Below are 16801 nucleotides of genomic sequence, written 5' to 3'. Positions count from 1 at the left end.
GCCCGGACCGATCCTTCGCGTGTACGCGAAACATTACGGGAGACGAGCGGCGGCCCCCAGGCTCGTTCTCCATGCGCGGCTATCGATCCCTCTTCCGTACCAGGGAGTTCACCCCTCTCTTCGTCTCCTCCTCGCTCCAGGTCGCGGCCTCCACGATCGGCGGACTGGCCCTCGGCACCTCCGTCTACGAGGCGACCGGCTCCCCCCTGCTGTCCGCCCTCAGCATGTTCGGCCCGTCCCTCGCCCAGGTGGTCGGCGCGACGACCCTGCTCTCGGCGGCGGACCGGCTGCCCCCGAGGGCGACGCTGACGGGTCTGGCCGTGGTCTTCGCGGCGAGCACGGCGGTGCTGTCGCTGCCCGCCCTGCCCCTGTGGACGGTCTTCGCGGTGATCGCGGCCCAGGGCCTGGTCGCCTCCCTCGGCGGGGGAGTGCGGTGGGGCCTGCTGAACGAGATCCTCCCCGGCGACGGCTATCCGCTGGGACGCTCGCTCTTCAACATGCTGCACGGCCTGACACAGATCGCCGGATACGCGACGGGCGGCGCCCTGGTGGCCCTCCTCTCCCCGGCGGTCACGCTGCTGGTGTCGGCGGCCCTCTACGCGGCGGCGGCCCTGTGCACGGCGCTCGGTCTGAGCCGCCGCGCCCCACGCGCCGCCGGCCGCCCGTCCGTCACCGAGACCTGGCGCACCAACGCCCTCCTGTGGTCGTCCGCCCCGCGCCGCCGCCTCCTCCTGGGCCTGTGGATCCCCAACGGCCTCGTCGTCGGCTGCGAGTCACTGTTCGTCGCGTACGCCCCCGACCGCGCGGGCCTGCTCTTCGCGTGCGCGGCGCTCGGCATGCTGGTCGGCGACGTGACCGTGGGCCGCCTGCTCCCGCCCCGGACACGCGACCGCCTGGCGACCCCGCTGCTCCTGCTCCTGGCGACCCCGTACCTGCTGTTCGCCCTCCACCCACCGACCCTCGTCGCGGTCGCCTGCGCGACCCTCGCCTCCGTCGGCTTCGGCGCGGGCCTGGTCCAGCAGCGCCGCCTCCTGGCCCTGACCCCGCCCGAACTCACCGGCCATGTCCTGGGGTTGCACTCCGCGGGCATGCTCACCTGGCAGGGCGTGAGCGCGACCCTGGCCGGCACCCTGGCCCAACTCACCAGCCCGGCGACGACGATGACCCTCCTCGCCGCGGCCTCGGCGACGGCGACCCTGGCCCTGTGGACCGCATCCCGGGGCGACCGAGCCGCCCACACCCCACCGCTACCCGTCTCCTGACGGCTGACGGCTGACGGCTGACGGCTGACGGCTGACGGCTCACTCACGGCTCACGGCTCATGACTCATGGCCCACGGCCCCTCGTTCCACGGCCCACGGCCCACCGCCCCTCCGCTCCCGCCCGTCCTGGCCGGACGGGCGAGAGCGGGGCGCCCCTCTTCATCGGCACGAGGGGCGCGGCTTCCCGGACGGGAAGGCGCGGCGCTCGGGGCGCCTGTGGTCTCCATCATGCGGGCCGTAGGTCCGGGCGCCCGGGGAAGGGGGAACTTCGCCCCGAAAGCCTGTACTGCCACGCGTTTCGCGGCTGATGTGCGCTGGGGGGCGGTACCTTGCGCGCTGTCGTACGGCTGTCGCATTGTTCCGCGATTCCCGGATGCCGTGGCGTCAGGGCGATCGGGCCCAGCATGCTGACGTCCGGCTCCCCGATGACGCGCCGGCACCGCCGAGGGGGCCTCTCGGACGTACGTATGTCTCGGAAGGTACCGATGTCCAGAAGGCAAGTCTTATCCGTCATCGTGTTGTTGACGGTCCTCGGGTGGAGCGTGGTGCTCGTCGCCGTCGGGGAGACGGCCGCGGCCGCCGCCGCGGTCCCCGCGCTCGTCGTGAGCGCGGAACAGGTCGTGACGTCGATGACCACCGCCACGGCACGGGTGCCCGTGCCGAACGGTGACCCCCTGCGCGTACCGGGTGACCCCCTGCGCGTACCGGGTGACGAGGAGCGCCTCGGGTGACCCCGCCGTCCCTGTCGCGGCGGCCCGGAGGGGGCGCGCCGGCGGGCAAGCCGGGCCGGAAACTGGGTCCGATAGCGGAGGGCGTGGGCCGGGCCCACCGGGCCTGGCTGGAACCCCTGCGGATCCGGTTCCTGGCCAGCGGTCTGACGATCAGCGAGCTGAGCGACCGGTCGGGCTGGGCCAAGTCGAAGATCTCCGAACTGCTGCGCGGCGCGGGCCGTTACCCGCGCTGGGAGATCACCCACGGTCTGCTGGACGTCCTCGATCTGCCCGCCTGGCCGATGCGGCGGCTGTGGATGGCCGCCGCGCTGGAGGCACGGAAGAAGCCGGACTGGATAGACGGCTGCATCCAGAGCCGCCGGGGCCAGCAGCCCCCGAACCGTCCGCCCGGCCCCGGCGCGGTTCTGTCGAGCGGCCCGGCCGTCCCCCCGCTGGAGCACCGCGCGTTCACCGAACTCAACCGCGCCGCCTATCTCGCCTACGCCCGGCTCTTCGTCGGAGAGGAGGAGGCCCGTGAGGCGGTCTCGGAGACGTTCGACGTGCTGTGGTTCCGCTGGGACGAGGCGCTGGCCAGTTCCGACGTGGTGCCGTTCGCGTGGTCGGTGCTGCGCGGGAGCGTCATGGCCCGGGCCCGCCACGCGGACGGCCACCCCGAACTCGCCCGTACCGCCTTCGACACCGTCGCCCTGAGCCTGCTGTCGACGCCGGCGGCACGGTTCGCGCAGATCGAGGAGTCGATGTCCCTCTTCAGGACCATCAGTCGGCTGCCCGCCCATCAGCTGGACGTCATGGTCCTCACGTATCTGCGCGGGATGGACCACGCGGCCGTGGCCGACGTCCTGGGCGTCCCGATCGCCTCGGTCCACACGGCCGACCGCTACGCCCGCAAGACGCTGAGCGCAGCTCTCCACCCCCAGAACGCCCTGGGAGAGACCCCGGAATGATGCCCACCCCGATATCCTCGACGCCCCCGACGTCCCCGATGGACGCCCTCCTCGCCCGAGCCCTGCTCCTGGAGGAGCCGCACACGCCGCACGACGTCGTCCCCGGCGTCCGGCGGCCCGACGCCCTGCTGCCGTTCCCCGGCCCGCACGACGACCGCACGAGCACCATGGCGGCCCGCGATCTGCGCACCCTCTGCGAGACGGTCCTGACCCACACCACCCCCCGGGCCCTCCAGGACTTCGTCACCGAGCACCTGCCGGAGCCGCCCGGCGCGCGCGCCCTCGGCTGCATCCTCCAGCTCGCCGACGCGGGCGACAGCGCCCGCTCCTGGTGGCAGTACGCGGCCGGCGCCGGCGACGACCTCGCCTCGTACTGCCTCTACCTCCACCATCTGATCCTGGGTGACACGGACGCGGCGGCCTGGTGGCGCGACCAGACGAACATCGCCACCCGCCCGGCCCCCGAACCCCTGACGGCCGTCCCGGACCCGGGCATCCCCACCGCGTACGACGCCAGTTTCCCCACCGTCCTGCGCGCCCTCACCCACCTCGACCGCACCGCCCCGCCCCGCCGCACGGAACTCGTCGACGCCGTCATGCACTACGTCCCCGGTGCCGTCGCCCTCGGCTACGTCGACAACCCCGACTTCGAACTGCCTCTCCCCGGCCCCGACTTCGCCGAACACATCAGCATCCTCGTCGCCGCCGCCTCGGCCGCGGCCTCCTGGATGACGCCCCCGCCCCTGCACCCCACCTCCCCCCGCCTGCCCCGCCGCCCCCGGGAGTCCTCCGACTCGGGCCCGACGGCCCACGGCTGAGACGGTGTCCTTCAGCGCGGGGTCGGAGACGCGGTGGGTGCGGTGAGTGCGCCGGGTGAGGTGAGTGCGCTCGGTGAGGTGAATGCGTTCGGTGCCGTGGGGGCGGCGCCTTCGCGCTCCCCTCCGGCACACGTCCGACCGTGTGCCCGGTGCCGGTCCTGTCTCACGACTGGTACGGCTGCTGCTGCGGCTGGCCGGACGACCGGCCGCCGTGCGCGCCGGCGCTCTGCTCCTGGAGCCGCTCGGCCTCCTCGGCGCTGACCTTGTGCTCGGCGCCGCAGAAGGTGCACTGCGTCTGGTACTTCGTCGAGAGCGGGATGAGCGGCACGAAGAACAGCGTGAACTTCGTGACCCGCTTCCTGAGCGTGTGCGCGGCGGGGTTCCCACACTGCCCGCACACCAGCGTCAGTATCGCGAGCTGGTACAGGTATCCCTTGGTGCCGAAGATGATGAACATCTGATCCTTCCCGGGGGTGCCCTATCGACGCACCGCGCGCGCTGCGCGCACCGTACGCACTGCCCTCAAGTGTGCCCGTCCCTCACTTCTTCACGTCGCCCGTGAAGATCGCCTCCTCGGAGTCCCAGTCGGGGGAGACCTCGACCTGGAGGAACGTTTCGCTCTTGGGCAGTTCACAGGCCCACGGAACGGTGAGGGAGCGTCCGGCGAGGATACGGGTGTCGGGGAGTCCGTCGAGGCCGTCGTCGTAGATCGCCTCGCCCTCCTTGCCCTGGTCGCCGTAGGCGCAGTTCACGGTCAGCTCGTTGGCGTCGACCGTGGCGTCGGACCCGTTGGTGATCTTGATGCTGAACTTGACGTACGGCGTGCGCTCGGGCACCGCGTACTCGCTGGACACCCCGCGCTTGAACCCGGAGAGCGCGACCTCGACCTCGCTGTCGTAGACCACCTCGTCGTCGAGGGCGAAGACCCCGTCGTCGTCGGTCGCGGTGTCGCTCGTGTCCTCGGAGGCGTCCTCGGTTCGGTCGCCGCTGTCACCGCCGCTGTCGCCCGCGCTGTCGTCGCCGGTCGTGTCGGCGTCCTCCGCCGCGACCGTCTTCGTGACGGTGACCGTCGGCGCGGGCGAGGCCGACCCGTCGCCGTCGTGGGTGACCACGATGCCCGTGCCGATGACACTGGCGACCACGGCGACGGCACAGCCGACGATGATCAGGTTCGTACGGTTCCCGCCCGGCGGCTTCGGCGGCTGCGGAGGTATCGGCGGCCCGAAGCCCGGCATGGGCGGTGGCGTGATGTCGTGGCTCATTGGTCCCCCCACGGTGGTGCAGTTGAAGGGTGAATCATCCCGTACGTGCGCCGTTCTTTGGAGGGGATGTGGCTGGATCGTGATGGCGGCGTGGAGGCGGTGCTCGCCGGGGACCCGCTCCCGGCCGTACTCGCCGGTGCCCCGCGGATCACGCCGCACCGGAACTCCCCCCTGGGGCCGTCCGGCGTGTAACCAGAGAGGCACGCCGGGGCCCGCCGAGGTCCCCCTCCGGATCGATGTGGCCGGGACCCCCGCTCGGGGAGGCTGGCGTCAGGACCAGCGAGGAGAGGGAAGCCGGGATGGAAGCGATCAAGGAGCCCGACTGGAACACCGTGGGCATTCTCGGGGCGGCCCGGGGAGCCCGGTCGGGCAGCGGGGGCGCTCTCGGCACCGAGCACCTGCTCACCGGCATCACCACGTCCAAGGGAGCGGCCCGCGAGGTACTCGCGAGCGAGGGCGCGACGAAGACGGCCCTGCTGGCGGTGCTGCGGCACCGGCAGGACCGGGAGGCGGCGTGGAGCGCGGACGACGACCCGGAGGCGAGCGTCGACGCGCGCGAGGTGCTGGGCGAGAGCGACGGCCGGAGCGACCGTTTCACGGGCGCCGCGGCCAGGGCGCTGACCGCGGCGATGCGCCACGCGGAACGGGAGGGCGCGACGAAGTTCGGCGCCCCTCATCTGCTCCGGGCCCTGCTGGACGAGGACAACCGAGCGGTGGAACTGCTGGGCGCCTGCGGGATCACCCCCCGGACCGTACGAGCCCGCCTCGACGGCAGGGGCGACGACACCGGCGACGTCGCGACGGACGGCGGCCTGACCTCACTCCTGCACCCCACCCGCGACCGGCTCCTCGGCCGCGACCACTACCGTCACCTACCCTTCTGGAAGCGGTGGCTCATCAAGCGCTCCGGGGTCAACTGGGCGTCGCGCCCGGCCCGTTGGGTGGACATGGAGGCCCACGAGCTGGCGCACCGCCTGGGCGCCGACGCGGTCGGTACGGAACACGTCCTCCTGGCGGTCCTCGCGACGCACGAGGTCGCGTCGCACCACCCGCATCTCGCGGAGGAGAACGCCCCCACCCCCGACCTCCGCTACACGGGCGGCGAACGCCTGACCGACCTCGGCCTCGACTACGCCTCGGTCCACCGGGCCCTGACGGGAAGCGACCGGGTCCGCCTCCTCCCCGACCCCCACCCCCTCACCCACTACCTGGCCACCCCCACGACCACCCCGACGGACCACCTTCCACCCGACCCGGGCACGGGCCCCGTGGTCGAGTCCCTGCTGAACGGACAGACCCGAGCCCACCAACTGATCACGACCCTGACGACCCCACCCGCCGCCTGATCAACAGCCGGCCCCACATCCATCCGCCCCACATCCATCCGCCCCACATCCATCCGCCCCACACCCATCCGCCCCACACCCATCGACGGCCCGTTCACGAGGCTGCGGGAGACTCTCCCCGTGACACACGAAGCACCTGATGACGCGAAGGCCGTGACCATGGCCGTCCTCTTCGACCCCGAGCCGGAGAGGTGGGGCCTGCGCGGCGATCCGCACCTGTGGCGGACCATGCGCGCCCACCTGTCGCACACGGAGGTCCCGCCGTCGTACGACGAGGCCGCCGCCCTGCTGCGGGCGACGTTCGACGAACTCACCGCTCTCGACCGCGCCGAGGCCGAGACGCAGGCCGTCTACCGGGAGCAGTACGCCCACGGCGGGATGTCCAGCGGCATGATCCACCTCGACACGTGGCGCACCACCCTGCTGCCCCTGCTCGCGAAGCGGGCCCGCGCGCTGACGGGGGAGTGACCGCGACCGCGCTGCCGCAGCCCGTATGAGCCAGGCCGCTCCGGTCCTCCACCGTGCTGGTGGTGGGGCCCGGCCGGTCGGCGTAGTCGGCGAGGGAGCCGAGCAGCCGGGCGGGGATCTCCTCGGGCAGCCCTTGGGCGGGCATGCCCTGCCGCACCTGCCCGGGCGAGAGCGCCTGGAAGCAGGGAGACGTGGGTCACATGTGTCCGTGTCACAGGGCATCGGGCTGTCTCGTCCCAGGGGGTGTAGCCACCGACGAGCACGGAGGAGAACGAGATGGACGCTCGACTGAACTACTTCGCCAGCCCGACCGCCGCGAAGGCGCTCAAGCACCTCATGGCGGCGGGCAGGACGCTCAAGGAGTCACCCCTGCCGGCCGCGACACAGGAACTCGTGGCCCTGCGCGTGAGCCAGATCAACGGCTGCGCCCTCTGCATCGACATGCACACCAAGGAGGCCGCGGCGGCCGGGGAGACCTCCGTGCGGCTGAACCTGGTGGCGGCGTGGCGGGAGGCCACGGTCTTCACCGAGGCCGAGCGGGCCGCGCTGGAGCTGGCCGAGCAGGGCACCCGCGTCGCGGACGCCGCCGAGGGCGTGAGCGACGAGGTCTGGGCACGTGCCGCGAAGCACTACGACGAGGAGCAGCTCACCGCCCTGGCGGTCCTGGTCTCCTTCATGAACACGGCGAACCGGCTGAACATCATCGCCCGGCAGCCGGCCGGCGACTACGAGGTCGGCCAGTTCCACTAGGGGACGACAACAAGTCGCGATCAGGGCGCGTTCAGGGCGCGTTCAGGGCGCGAGCAAGTCGCGATCAGGGTGCGATCGAGGCGCCATCAAGTCGACATCAAGGGGGATACGGCGTGCACAAGGTCGAGGAGTTCGAGGAACTGAGGCCCCTGCTGTTCTCGATCGCCTACCGGATCCTGGGCAGCGTGAGCGAGGCCGAGGACGCGGTGCAGGAGACGTGGCTGCGCTACGACGGTTCGACGACCCTTCCCGCCTCGGTCAAGGCGTTTCTGTCCACCACGGTGACGCGGATCTCGATCGACGTGCTGCGCTCGGCACGGATGCGACGCGAGGAGTACGTCGGACCGTGGCTCCCCGAGCCCTTGCTGAGCGATCCGTACCAGGATCCGGCGCGCTCGGCCGAACTGGCCGACTCGGTGTCGATGGCGGCACTCCTGCTGTTGGAGCGGCTCAGCCCGCTGGAGCGGTCGGTGTTCGTGCTGCGGGAGGTGTTCGGTTTCGGGTTCGACGACATCGCCTCGGCGGTCGGGCGCTCGGAGGCGGCGTGCCGACAGCTTCTGGTACGGGCACGGCGGCACATGCAGGCCGGGCGGCCCCGGTTCGAGGCGGACCGTCAGGAGCGGCAGGAGTTGGCGACGCGGTTCTTCGAGGCCCTCCACGAAGGTGATGTCGCCGGCCTGCGGGATCTGCTGGCCGCCGACGTGCAGTTGGTCGGGGACGGCGGCGGCAAGGCCCCGCAGCTGGCCAAGGCCGTCGCCGGTGCGGAGAACGTGGCCCGGCTGCTGGCCTCCGTCTTCCCGCTGCTGGCCAGGATCGACGTGACGTGCGAGCCGCACGAGGTCAACGGCCAACCCGGCGCCGTCTTCCGCGACCGGGACGGGAAGGTCCTCCACACCCTGGCCCTCGACATGCTCGACGGGCAGATCCAGACCATCCGCTCGGTGATCAACCCCGACAAGCTGGGCCACCTCGGCCCGGTCGCCGACGCCTGGGCCATCGACGGCGAGGTGAAACGGGCCCGCAGGCAGATGAGGTGACCCGGCACCGGCGAGGGCCCCTCACGGGACGGACCCCCTGACGGACCACCTGATGGACCAAGCGCTTCATCCGGGACCCTGGTGCCCGCCCTCTGACGGCTAGCCCACCCCCTCGACCCGCCCACCCCCTGACAACCCGCTCGGCCCCGGACCATGATCGCTCCGGGGCCTTCGCGCTGACGCCCGCCGATGCCTTCGCCCGCCGCCCGATCCGCAGGGCCGACGGGCCGGCCCCCGGCGGGTTCAGCGGTTGGGGCCTACCGGGAACCCGGCATCCTCTACGACCGCGACGAACAAGGCGGCGTGTTCCGTCACCTCTACACGACCACCGTCGGACGCGTCTTCTTCGAACTCGTCCAACGCACCGGCGGCACCGCGGCTACGGCGCCGCCAACGCCTCCGTCCGCCTCGCCGCACAGCGCCGTAGCCAGACGCCAGCCCATCGAGCCGCCGCACCCCACAGTCACGCCGACGTCAGAAACCGCCCCTTCCACCACCCGGAGAGGGTCTGGCCGCGTGATGGGGGGCGCCTGGGCCCGCATGCTCGGCTTCCGCGGCCACTTCCCACCACCAAGTCCGGCCGGCTGGTGAAGTCCATTGCGACGCCTGAGACGGCGAGGGCTTCGCATGTCGAAGCGGACGGCCCAGGGACGGCCCCGAATCCGGGACTTACTCGTCGCTGCCAGCCACCTGGACCGCTACGCGCCGGGGGCCCGGTACTGGACTTGCCCGGCTTTGCGCAGGGCATCCATGGTTTCGTCGACGCTCAGGAGAACGGTCGTCTCGAACGAGCTGAGTGCGCCGCCTCCGCTGATCGCCAGGGCGACCGCGGCCATGGAGACGTTGTCGGGGGCCTCCCACAAGTTGTAGCCGTCGCGGGTGCCGAACGCGTACCAGAAGCCGTGCAGCTTGCCGCCGACGGACTCGATGTACGACTGAGCGGCCTTTGCCCGGTCCTCGGGGTGGCCGATGAGCCTCGACCACGTCTCCGGCGTGTAGCTGAACCTTGATAGATAGAGCGGCATCATGTCTCCCTTTCGTCCCAGCAAGGGATGCCCCCGCCGGGTGAGACACGCCTCCGAGGCCGCGCGTATCTCCCCCGAACGGCCGGGATGATGACCGACTTGGGAAGACGATCGGTTGGTTCCCCGCTGTTCCCCGCTGTTCCCCGTGGTTCTCCGCACGATCTGGCACGCGTACGGCATGAGTCATTCCTTGTCGCACCGCTCCAAGACCAGCGCCGCGGAGCCTTCTTCGAGCCCGTTGTGCTCCTCCAGGTGGAGATGGGCGCCGTCCGGTGTGCCGTCCTGGGCAAGCGTGAGGAGGTGGCCTGCCAGGGTCTTCAACCCGGCAGCGTTTGCCTCGATGACGATCTCCCCGCCCAGGTTGCGGACCTCGATGCGTGCGCCCTCCTCCCACGTGAAAACTCTGGTGACTCCTTCGGACGCCGCGCTCGTGTGAGTGATCGTCGACGCGGCAGTACTGGGTTCAGAGGCCATACCTCAAGCATCGCCTACCCAGGGCAAGCTGTGACGGCGAAGAAGTGATTGGTGTGACTCTCACCTGTGCTGACGGTCCGCAGACGTCCGTGGTCGTCCGCCGTCGTTCACAGGTGCTGTCACGCAGTCAGACACGCATACGCTGTATGCCTACGTCGAGTGCGGTTCTGGCCGCTTCCGTGAACTTGCCCAAGAGGTCACTCGGTTCCCCTGGGCCGTTTCTGATGGCTCCTGGACGGTGTCGCGGAGCCAGATGACGACGGCGGTGACGGTCAGGGTGCCGTTGAAGATGTAGTCGCGCTTGTCCTACCGGGTGGCCACCGCGCGGAACTGCTTCCACTGGTTCACGCACCGCTCGACGGCGTTGCGGCGGCGGTACTGGGCCTTGTCGAAGGCCGGGGGCCGGCCACCGGCTCGTCCCCGGTGTTTGCGGTGGGCCCGCTGGTCGTCGGGCTGAGCGATGGTGGCCTTGATCCCGCGTCGCCGCAGGTAGGCGCGGTTGTCCCGGCTGGAGTAGGCATCGTCGCCGCGCACCCGGTCCGGCCGGATGCGTAAGCCGTCCAGCACCGGGGCGAACATCGGGCTGTCACCCCGCTGACCGGGCGAGGTCATCCAGTGCAGCGGACGGGCCCGGTCGCCAGGCCACCCCGATCCGGGCCCGGAACAGCACCCCGTTGATCACCCTGCGGTGATCCGCTCACCGCCCACCGGCTTGCCGTTGAACCCGCCACCTGCTGCCCTCCCTGGCCGGGTTCCCGGCCAGGGAGGGCGCGTGCGTGCGGTCTGCCCGGCGGCCAGCTGCGGTGAGCTGCGGGTTCGTCACTTCCAGATGGATCCCAGCTGCCAGGCCCGCAGCTGGTCGAGGGTGGTGGTGCCGCCCTCGGCGAAGACCTCGACACCGGTGCTGGAGGGGTCGGGGAGGATCTGGTCGGTGATCACGGCTTCGCCGTTGCCGCCGAAGACCTCGACGGACGACGCGTCGACGAGGACGCGCAGCTTGACCTTGCCGTTCTTGGGCTTGAGGGGTGCGGTTTCGATGCCGGTGGAGAAGAGGTTGTGGAAGTCCACGGCGCCGGAGCGGGAGCGGTCGACATACAGCTCCTGCGTCGTGGCGTCGTACCCGATCACGGTCTCCTCGCCACCCGCGCCGGTGCGGACCTTGAGGCCGAACCGCTTGGCGTCCTTGAGGGAGAAGGTGGCCTCGATGTCGAGTGTCTTGCTCTTGGCCGTGCGGCTGAGCAGGGGCTTGGAGGTGTTCTTGACGGTGACGCCGGAGGCCGTGGCCGGGCGCTTGTTCCGCAGGGACTCCAGGTTGCCCACCGGCTTGCTGGTCAGTCGGGTCCGGCCGTCGATCGTGCGCAGGGCCATTTCCCGGGGGATGCTCTGTGCGCCGCGCCAGGGGGTGGTGGGGACGGAGCCGGCGTAGTCCCAGTTGTCCATCCAGCCGATCATGTAGCGCTTGCCGCCCGGGGCGTTCTCCCAGGACACGGCCGCGTAGTAGTCCTTGCCGTAGTCGGTCCAGTCGGCCCGTTGCAGGACGGACTTGGCTGGCTTGTCGGCGGTGGTGAACTGGTCGGCCATGACGTGGCCCCAGCCACCGGTGTTCATGTCGACGACCTGGATGCGTGCCTTCTTGCCTGCGTAGGGGCGCAGGTCGAAGGACGCCCAGTCCAGGGTCTCGCTGTCGGTGCCGGTGGCGGTGCGGACGACCTTGCCGTCGATGATCAGGTTGACGGAGGTCTCCGTGGAGACGCGTGGGGCGGTGGTGTCGGAGAGCACGATGTGATCGACGTTGAGGTGGCCCCAGCCGCCGGTGTTGTCGTCGACGATCCTGATCCGCGCCTTCTTGCCCGCGAGGTCGCCGACGTCCCAGGAGGCCCAGTTGAGCGCTTCGGCGTCCTTTCCGGTGGCGCTGCGGACGACCTGGCCGTCCACGAGGAGCTCGATCGCGGTGGCGTGGTCGGAGCCGGCCGGGTGGTTGCCGCCGCCGATGAGGAAGTTGATGTGCTTCTTGTCGAGGGCGAACTCGGGCGAGGTGAGGGTGCCGGTGGTGGAGTCCCCGTTCAGGAAGGTGTTGACCAGCCCGTCTCCCAGGAAGCCGGAGACCTGGCCCTGGTCGGGGAGGGTGCCGGCGGCCGGTGCGGTGCCGAAGGCGTCCCCGGTCGCTGTCCAGTCGCCGTAGGTGCCGCCCTCGAAGTCGGCCAGGACCGTGCCCTCGGGCGGCGACGCGTCCAGAACGGTTCCGGCTTCGTGCGGATGCCGCCCGCCACCGATCTTGAAGTTCAGGTAGGGGCTGTCGACGGTGAAGGAGGGGGAGGTGAGGGTGCCGGTGGCGCCGTCACCGCCGTGGAAGCTGTTGGCGAGGCCCTTGCCCTCGAAGCCGGTGACAGCCCCCTGCCAGTCGACGGGCCCGGTGGCCGGTCCCTGTCCGAAGGCGGTTCCGGTCGTCGTCCACTCACCGAAGCCCGCACCCTCGAAGCCCTGCATCACGGTGCCGGTGGGCGGGGTGTAGGTGCCCTTGTCCTCAGCGGTGAACCTCTTGCCGTCGAAGTCGCCGATGAAGTACTGCGAACCGGAACCGCCCACGATTCCGCCGGGGTTGAGGTTCACGACCAGGACCCACTTGATGTTCTTCTTGTCCCCGTCGACGGCGAGGGGGAACAGGTCGGGGCACTCCCACACCCCGCCCGTCGCGCCGGTGGGCCCGAATTCGCTGAGCAGGTTCCAGTCCTTGAGGTTCTTCGACGAGTAGAACTGCACCTTGTGCTCTTTGGAGAGCGAGACGGTCATGAGCCAGCTCCTGGTGGGCGCGTACCACTGCACCTTCGGGTCGCGGAAGTTCTCAGAGCCGATGTCGATGACGGGGTTGCCCTGGTACTTGGTCCAGGTGCGGCCGCGGTCGGTGCTGTAGGCGAGGGACTGGGCCTGCTTGCCGCCGTCCTTGTAGGCGCTGGTGTAGATCGCGACCATGGGCGGGTTCTTCTTCGTGCCGAAGCCGGTGGTGTTGTTCACGTCGACGACCGCGCTGCCGGAGAACACCATCTCCTCGTCGTCGTGCGACAGAGCGAGCGGCAACTCCTCCCAGTGCACGAGGTCCTTGCTCACCGCGTGCCCCCAGGACATGTCGCCCCAGGAGTTGCCGTTCGGGTTGTACTGGTAGAAGAGGTGGTATTCGCCCTTGTAATACACGAGGCCGTTGGGGTCGTTCATCCAGTTCTTCTCCGGCGTGAAGTGGAACTGGGGTCTGTAGGTCTCGGTGTACGGCGGCGGGTCGGCGGCGACGGCCTGGGGCGCGAGCGGGGCCGCCGACAGGACGCAGACGGTCGCCACCGCCGCCATCAGCCGCATGCGGGCATGCCGGGATACGCGTGCAGAGCTCATGGTGACTCCTTGTCCCGCGGACCGTCCTCGCAGCGGTGACTGCGGCCCTGGCGCGGGCGGATCGAAATGCGACATTCCAGCGACGGCGACGTCCACGCAGCCGACTGGGTGTCATCGTTGACTTATGTCATCGATGACAGCGAGTGCCCGATTATGAAGCGCGATCAGGCCAGTGCGTCAACGGTTGTGACGTGATTGCTCCGATACGAGCCCGCGCCTCCGGGGCGCCGTCGGCGCTCGTGAACTGGGCCCAAGCGGCGAGGAGGGGAGCCTCTCAGGCCGCAAACATGCAGTTCAGGGCCATCGCGTCGGGTTCCTGTCCATCGCCTTCCGTGGCATCGGTGATGCCGAGACCGGCCGGTGAAGCGATTTGTTTCCGATGTGTTGACCCGTCGGGCCTCTCGGTGCTTCACTTCCGGAACCGGTACCGAAACCGGTTCCGGAACCGCTTCCGGTACCGGTTCCGAGGGTCGCTGTACGATCGGCCCTTCGGCGCGGGAGGACGTCTTCCGCCTCTACCGGGAGAGAAGGGAGGTGACATGGGAGTCACTATCGCCGACGTGGCCACGCGGGCCGGAGTGAGCAAGACGACGGTCTCGCGGGTGCTGAACGGCAAGGGCGAGATCAACGAGAACACCGTCTTGAGGGTCCGCCAGGCAATTTCGGACCTGGGCTATGTGCCGAGCGCCGGGGCCGTGGGGCTCGCCCGCGGCACGACGCAGATGATCGGCATGCTGGTCCCTGACATGGCCTGGGCCTGGGCCGGCATCGTGCAGGCGGTCGTCGAGACGCTGGAGACCGAGGGCTTCGGTCTGCGCATGCTGACCTGGAACCGCGGTGAGGAGTCACTGCGCAGACTGGGTCTGCAGGTCGCCGCCAAGTCGTTCGACGGTCTGCTGGTGATAGAGCCCGAGGGAGCCCTGGGGTACATCACGGAACTGCACGAAGCAGGGCTGCCGATGGTGCTGATCGACGACCGCTTTCACCGGCCTGGCTTCCCTTACGTGGCCACCACCAACAGGGAGGGCGGTGAACAGGCGGCACGCCATCTGCTGGACATCGGCCGTCGTCGCCCTCTGGTGGTGACGGGCCCCGAGGGGTTCGGCTGTACCGAGGAACGGCTGGGCGGCTTCGTCGACGTCTACGCGCAGGCTGGGATCGAGCTCGACCGGCGCAGCATCGTCTGCGGCGACTTCCTGTTCGACACCAGCCGGGCCGTGGTCGCGAAGGCGATCGCGGACGGTGTGGAGTTCGACGCGGTCTTCGGGCACAACGACCCCTCGGCGGCGGGTGTGCTCGCGGCCCTGAACGAGGCCGGCCTGGGTGTTCCGCGGGACGTGGCCGTGGTGGGGTTCGACGACGTCGAGATCGCGTCGTACACCTATCCGGCGCTGACCACCATCCGCCAGCCGATGCGGGAGATGGGGGAGGCGGCGGCCCGTCTGCTGCTGGACCACGTACGCAGATCCCCGGAAGCCGCCACCTCGCGCATCATTCCCACCAGCCTCGTGGTGCGTGGCTCGACCTTAGGGCCGAGCGCGAACTGACGCGCCTCACAGCGATGCGCCCCGGACGTCGGCGCTTCGTGGTCGGGCGGTGTGTCGTCCCCGCGCGACACACCGCCCCGTCCTCCTGACACCTCGGCGGACCTTCTCCGCCTCACCTTCCTCACAACTCCCGTCGGCTGCGCCTGCGTTCACGCCGCACCGTCCCTCCGCACCCCCCTTCTCGCGCGTTCCTGATCCGGGACACCGATCGATGGGCCGGGCACACCTCCCCCGGCCGCCATCCCACTCCGCGTCGGACTCTCCAGTCGCGATCCGCGTCGTGCGTCCGACCGTGAATGCCTCTCTCGCACTCGGCCCTCACTTACGGGCCGACCCGGCCGAGCACCCGTGCCCTCCCGCTCTCCGCCGCTCGCCGGCCCACTCGCTTCCGTATCGCTCACTGGCAAGGAGCCGCACCCATGCGTATATCGACCCGTCACGCTGTCAGAACCGTCCAGGTCCTGTCCGTCACCGTCACGGCAGCCCTGGTGGCCACCGGCTGTGGCCGGAGCGAGGATTCCGGCCCTGGCAACGACGCACCCGCGAAGCTCGGCGCCGGCAAGGCCAAGGGCACGGTGGTCATGTGGTCCCTGGGCGACCCCGACGACAACCTGAAGAACCTGGCCAAGAAGTTCGAGCAGGAGAACCCGGACGCCACCGTCAAGATCACCGCGGTCCCGTGGAGCGCGGCCCACGACAAGCTGACCACCGCGGTCGCCGGCGGCAACACCCCGGACCTCTCCATGGTCGGCAGCACCTGGATGCCCGAGATGGCCGCCATGAACGCCTTCCAGGCCACACCGTCGTCGATCAGGTCGTCCGACTTCTATCCCGGCCAGTGGGACACCACCAAGTACAAGGACACCTCCTACGGCGTCCCGTTCAGCGCCGACACCACGGTCGTCTACTACCGGACCGACATCATCGAGAAGGCCGGCATCAAGGGCGCCCCGGCCGCCGACCGGGAGGGATACCTCAAGGACCTCAAGGCCATCCAGGCCACCGCCGGCAAGGAGAACCCCAAGCTGCGCCACGCCACCGGGCTGGTGATGGGCTTCAACTCCTGGGTCTTCTGGCTGCCGATGGTCTGGCAGCAGGGCGGTGACATCTATGACGCCGAGACCGGGAAGTTCACCTTCGAGACACCCGAGGTCGCCAAGGCGCTGGAGTACTGGGCGAGCGTCCCGAAGCAGGGACTGGCACCGACCGACAGGTCCGACAACGTCCAGGGATTCAGGGACGGGCTGCTCGCCACCTACCAGGAGGCCGCGTGGGCCGGTGGCAGCTTCCACAAGGACGCCCCCGAGCTGGACGGCAAGTGGAAGACCATGCCGGTGCCGTACACCAAGCAGCCCGCCGGGTTCGCCGGCGGCACCGACCTCGCGGTGTTCAAGGACGCCAAGAACCCTGACGCGGCATGGAAGTTCGCCCAGTTCCTGACCGACCCCGCCAACCTCGCGGCCTATGCGAAGGTCACCGGCAGCCTGCCCCCCGCGCCCCGGGCGTGGACGGAGGGGAAGCTGACCGAGGACGAGAACATGAAGGCGTTCGAGGAGCAGCTCAAGGTCAGCAGGCCGCAGCCCGCCATCACGACCTGGCAGCAGATCGCCGACGCCATCGACGGCGAACTGGAGAAGCTGGCCCTCGGCAAGGCCTCCGTCGCCGAGGTGCAGAAGGCGCTGCAGTCCAAGGCCACCAGCATCGGCACGGGCCGCTGAGCGCCGCAGGTGAGGACCCCTCGTACGGACGGATGACA

15 protein-coding genes and 1 pseudogene are annotated in these 16801 nt (G+C 70.2%); 10 read left to right on the top strand and 6 right to left on the bottom strand.

From position 1 onward, the window contains the following. Window positions 1-71 precede the first annotated feature (71 nt). From ACZ52C_RS17515 to ACZ52C_RS17500, 4 genes are all read left to right on the top strand, one after another. Window positions 72-1262, top strand: coding sequence for an MFS transporter (locus ACZ52C_RS17515; protein WP_469075547.1), 1191 nt, complete (start codon window positions 72-74; stop codon window positions 1260-1262). A gap of 485 nt (window positions 1263-1747) precedes the next feature. Next, a complete protein-coding gene (locus ACZ52C_RS17510) occupies window positions 1748-1993 on the top strand; it encodes a hypothetical protein (protein WP_469075546.1) in 246 nt (81 codons plus the stop codon). After that, window positions 1990-2937, top strand: a complete 948-nt coding sequence (locus ACZ52C_RS17505) for a sigma factor-like helix-turn-helix DNA-binding protein (protein ID WP_469075545.1) — start codon at window positions 1990-1992, stop codon at window positions 2935-2937. The genes ACZ52C_RS17510 and ACZ52C_RS17505 overlap by 4 nt, the downstream gene beginning before the upstream one ends. Beyond that, a complete protein-coding gene (locus ACZ52C_RS17500; RefSeq protein ID WP_469075544.1) occupies window positions 2937-3755 on the top strand; it encodes a hypothetical protein in 819 nt (272 codons plus the stop codon). The genes ACZ52C_RS17505 and ACZ52C_RS17500 overlap by 1 nt, the downstream gene beginning before the upstream one ends. 163 nt (window positions 3756-3918) lie before the next feature. On the opposite strand, the gene ACZ52C_RS17495 is transcribed toward ACZ52C_RS17500, so the two are convergent. Both ACZ52C_RS17495 and ACZ52C_RS17490 read right to left on the bottom strand, forming a co-directional pair. Then, window positions 3919-4212, bottom strand: coding sequence for a zinc ribbon domain-containing protein (locus ACZ52C_RS17495; RefSeq protein WP_045556159.1), 294 nt, complete (start codon window positions 4210-4212; stop codon window positions 3919-3921). 82 nt (window positions 4213-4294) lie between these two features. Then, window positions 4295-5017 (bottom strand): hypothetical protein, encoded by a 723-nt coding sequence (locus ACZ52C_RS17490; RefSeq protein WP_469075543.1) that lies wholly within the window; start codon window positions 5015-5017, stop codon window positions 4295-4297. A gap of 299 nt (window positions 5018-5316) precedes the next feature. Here ACZ52C_RS17490 and ACZ52C_RS17485 point away from each other — a divergent pair, with 299 nt between their 5' ends. The 4 genes from ACZ52C_RS17485 (at window position 5317) to ACZ52C_RS17470 (ending at window position 8618) form a co-directional block, all read left to right on the top strand. Further along, window positions 5317-6363, top strand: coding sequence for a Clp protease N-terminal domain-containing protein (locus ACZ52C_RS17485; RefSeq protein ID WP_469075542.1), 1047 nt, complete (start codon window positions 5317-5319; stop codon window positions 6361-6363). Between the two features lie 120 nt (window positions 6364-6483). Beyond that, the gene (locus ACZ52C_RS17480) at window positions 6484-6831 is read left to right on the top strand and encodes a hypothetical protein (protein ID WP_469075541.1); all 348 of its coding nucleotides are present in this window, start codon (window positions 6484-6486) and stop codon (window positions 6829-6831) included. A 276-nt stretch (window positions 6832-7107) separates the two neighbouring features. Next, a complete protein-coding gene (locus ACZ52C_RS17475) occupies window positions 7108-7581 on the top strand; it encodes a carboxymuconolactone decarboxylase family protein (RefSeq protein WP_469075540.1) in 474 nt (157 codons plus the stop codon). A 113-nt stretch (window positions 7582-7694) separates the two neighbouring features. Then, window positions 7695-8618 (top strand): RNA polymerase sigma-70 factor, encoded by a 924-nt coding sequence (locus ACZ52C_RS17470; RefSeq protein ID WP_469075539.1) that lies wholly within the window; start codon window positions 7695-7697, stop codon window positions 8616-8618. A gap of 698 nt (window positions 8619-9316) precedes the next feature. Here the strand turns inward: ACZ52C_RS17470 and ACZ52C_RS17465 are convergent. From ACZ52C_RS17465 to ACZ52C_RS17450, 4 genes and pseudogenes are all read right to left on the bottom strand, one after another. After that, window positions 9317-9643, bottom strand: a complete 327-nt coding sequence (locus tag ACZ52C_RS17465) for a GYD domain-containing protein (protein WP_469075757.1) — start codon at window positions 9641-9643, stop codon at window positions 9317-9319. A 183-nt stretch (window positions 9644-9826) separates the two neighbouring features. After that, window positions 9827-10117, bottom strand: coding sequence for an Imm32 family immunity protein (locus tag ACZ52C_RS17460; RefSeq protein WP_469075538.1), 291 nt, complete (start codon window positions 10115-10117; stop codon window positions 9827-9829). 243 nt (window positions 10118-10360) lie between these two features. Then, window positions 10361-10744, bottom strand: a pseudogene (locus ACZ52C_RS17455) (transposase); the annotation flags it as partial. Between the two features lie 192 nt (window positions 10745-10936). Beyond that, complete coding sequence (locus tag ACZ52C_RS17450) at window positions 10937-13498, bottom strand: GH32 C-terminal domain-containing protein (RefSeq protein ID WP_469075537.1); 2562 nt, start codon at window positions 13496-13498, stop codon at window positions 10937-10939. 539 nt (window positions 13499-14037) lie between these two features. Between ACZ52C_RS17450 and ACZ52C_RS17445 the strand changes: the two genes are divergently transcribed. Beyond that, on the top strand, window positions 14038-15045 hold the full coding sequence (locus ACZ52C_RS17445; RefSeq protein ID WP_469075536.1) for a LacI family DNA-binding transcriptional regulator: 1008 nt from the start codon (window positions 14038-14040) through the stop codon (window positions 15043-15045). A gap of 419 nt (window positions 15046-15464) precedes the next feature. Beyond that, a complete protein-coding gene (locus tag ACZ52C_RS17440; RefSeq protein WP_469075535.1) occupies window positions 15465-16763 on the top strand; it encodes an extracellular solute-binding protein in 1299 nt (432 codons plus the stop codon). The last annotated feature ends 38 nt before the right edge of the window (window positions 16764-16801 follow it).

The sequence above is a fragment of the Streptomyces sp. NPDC034049 genome, from assembly GCF_055575575.1.
This window is presented reverse-complemented; position numbering and strand designations above follow the sequence as displayed.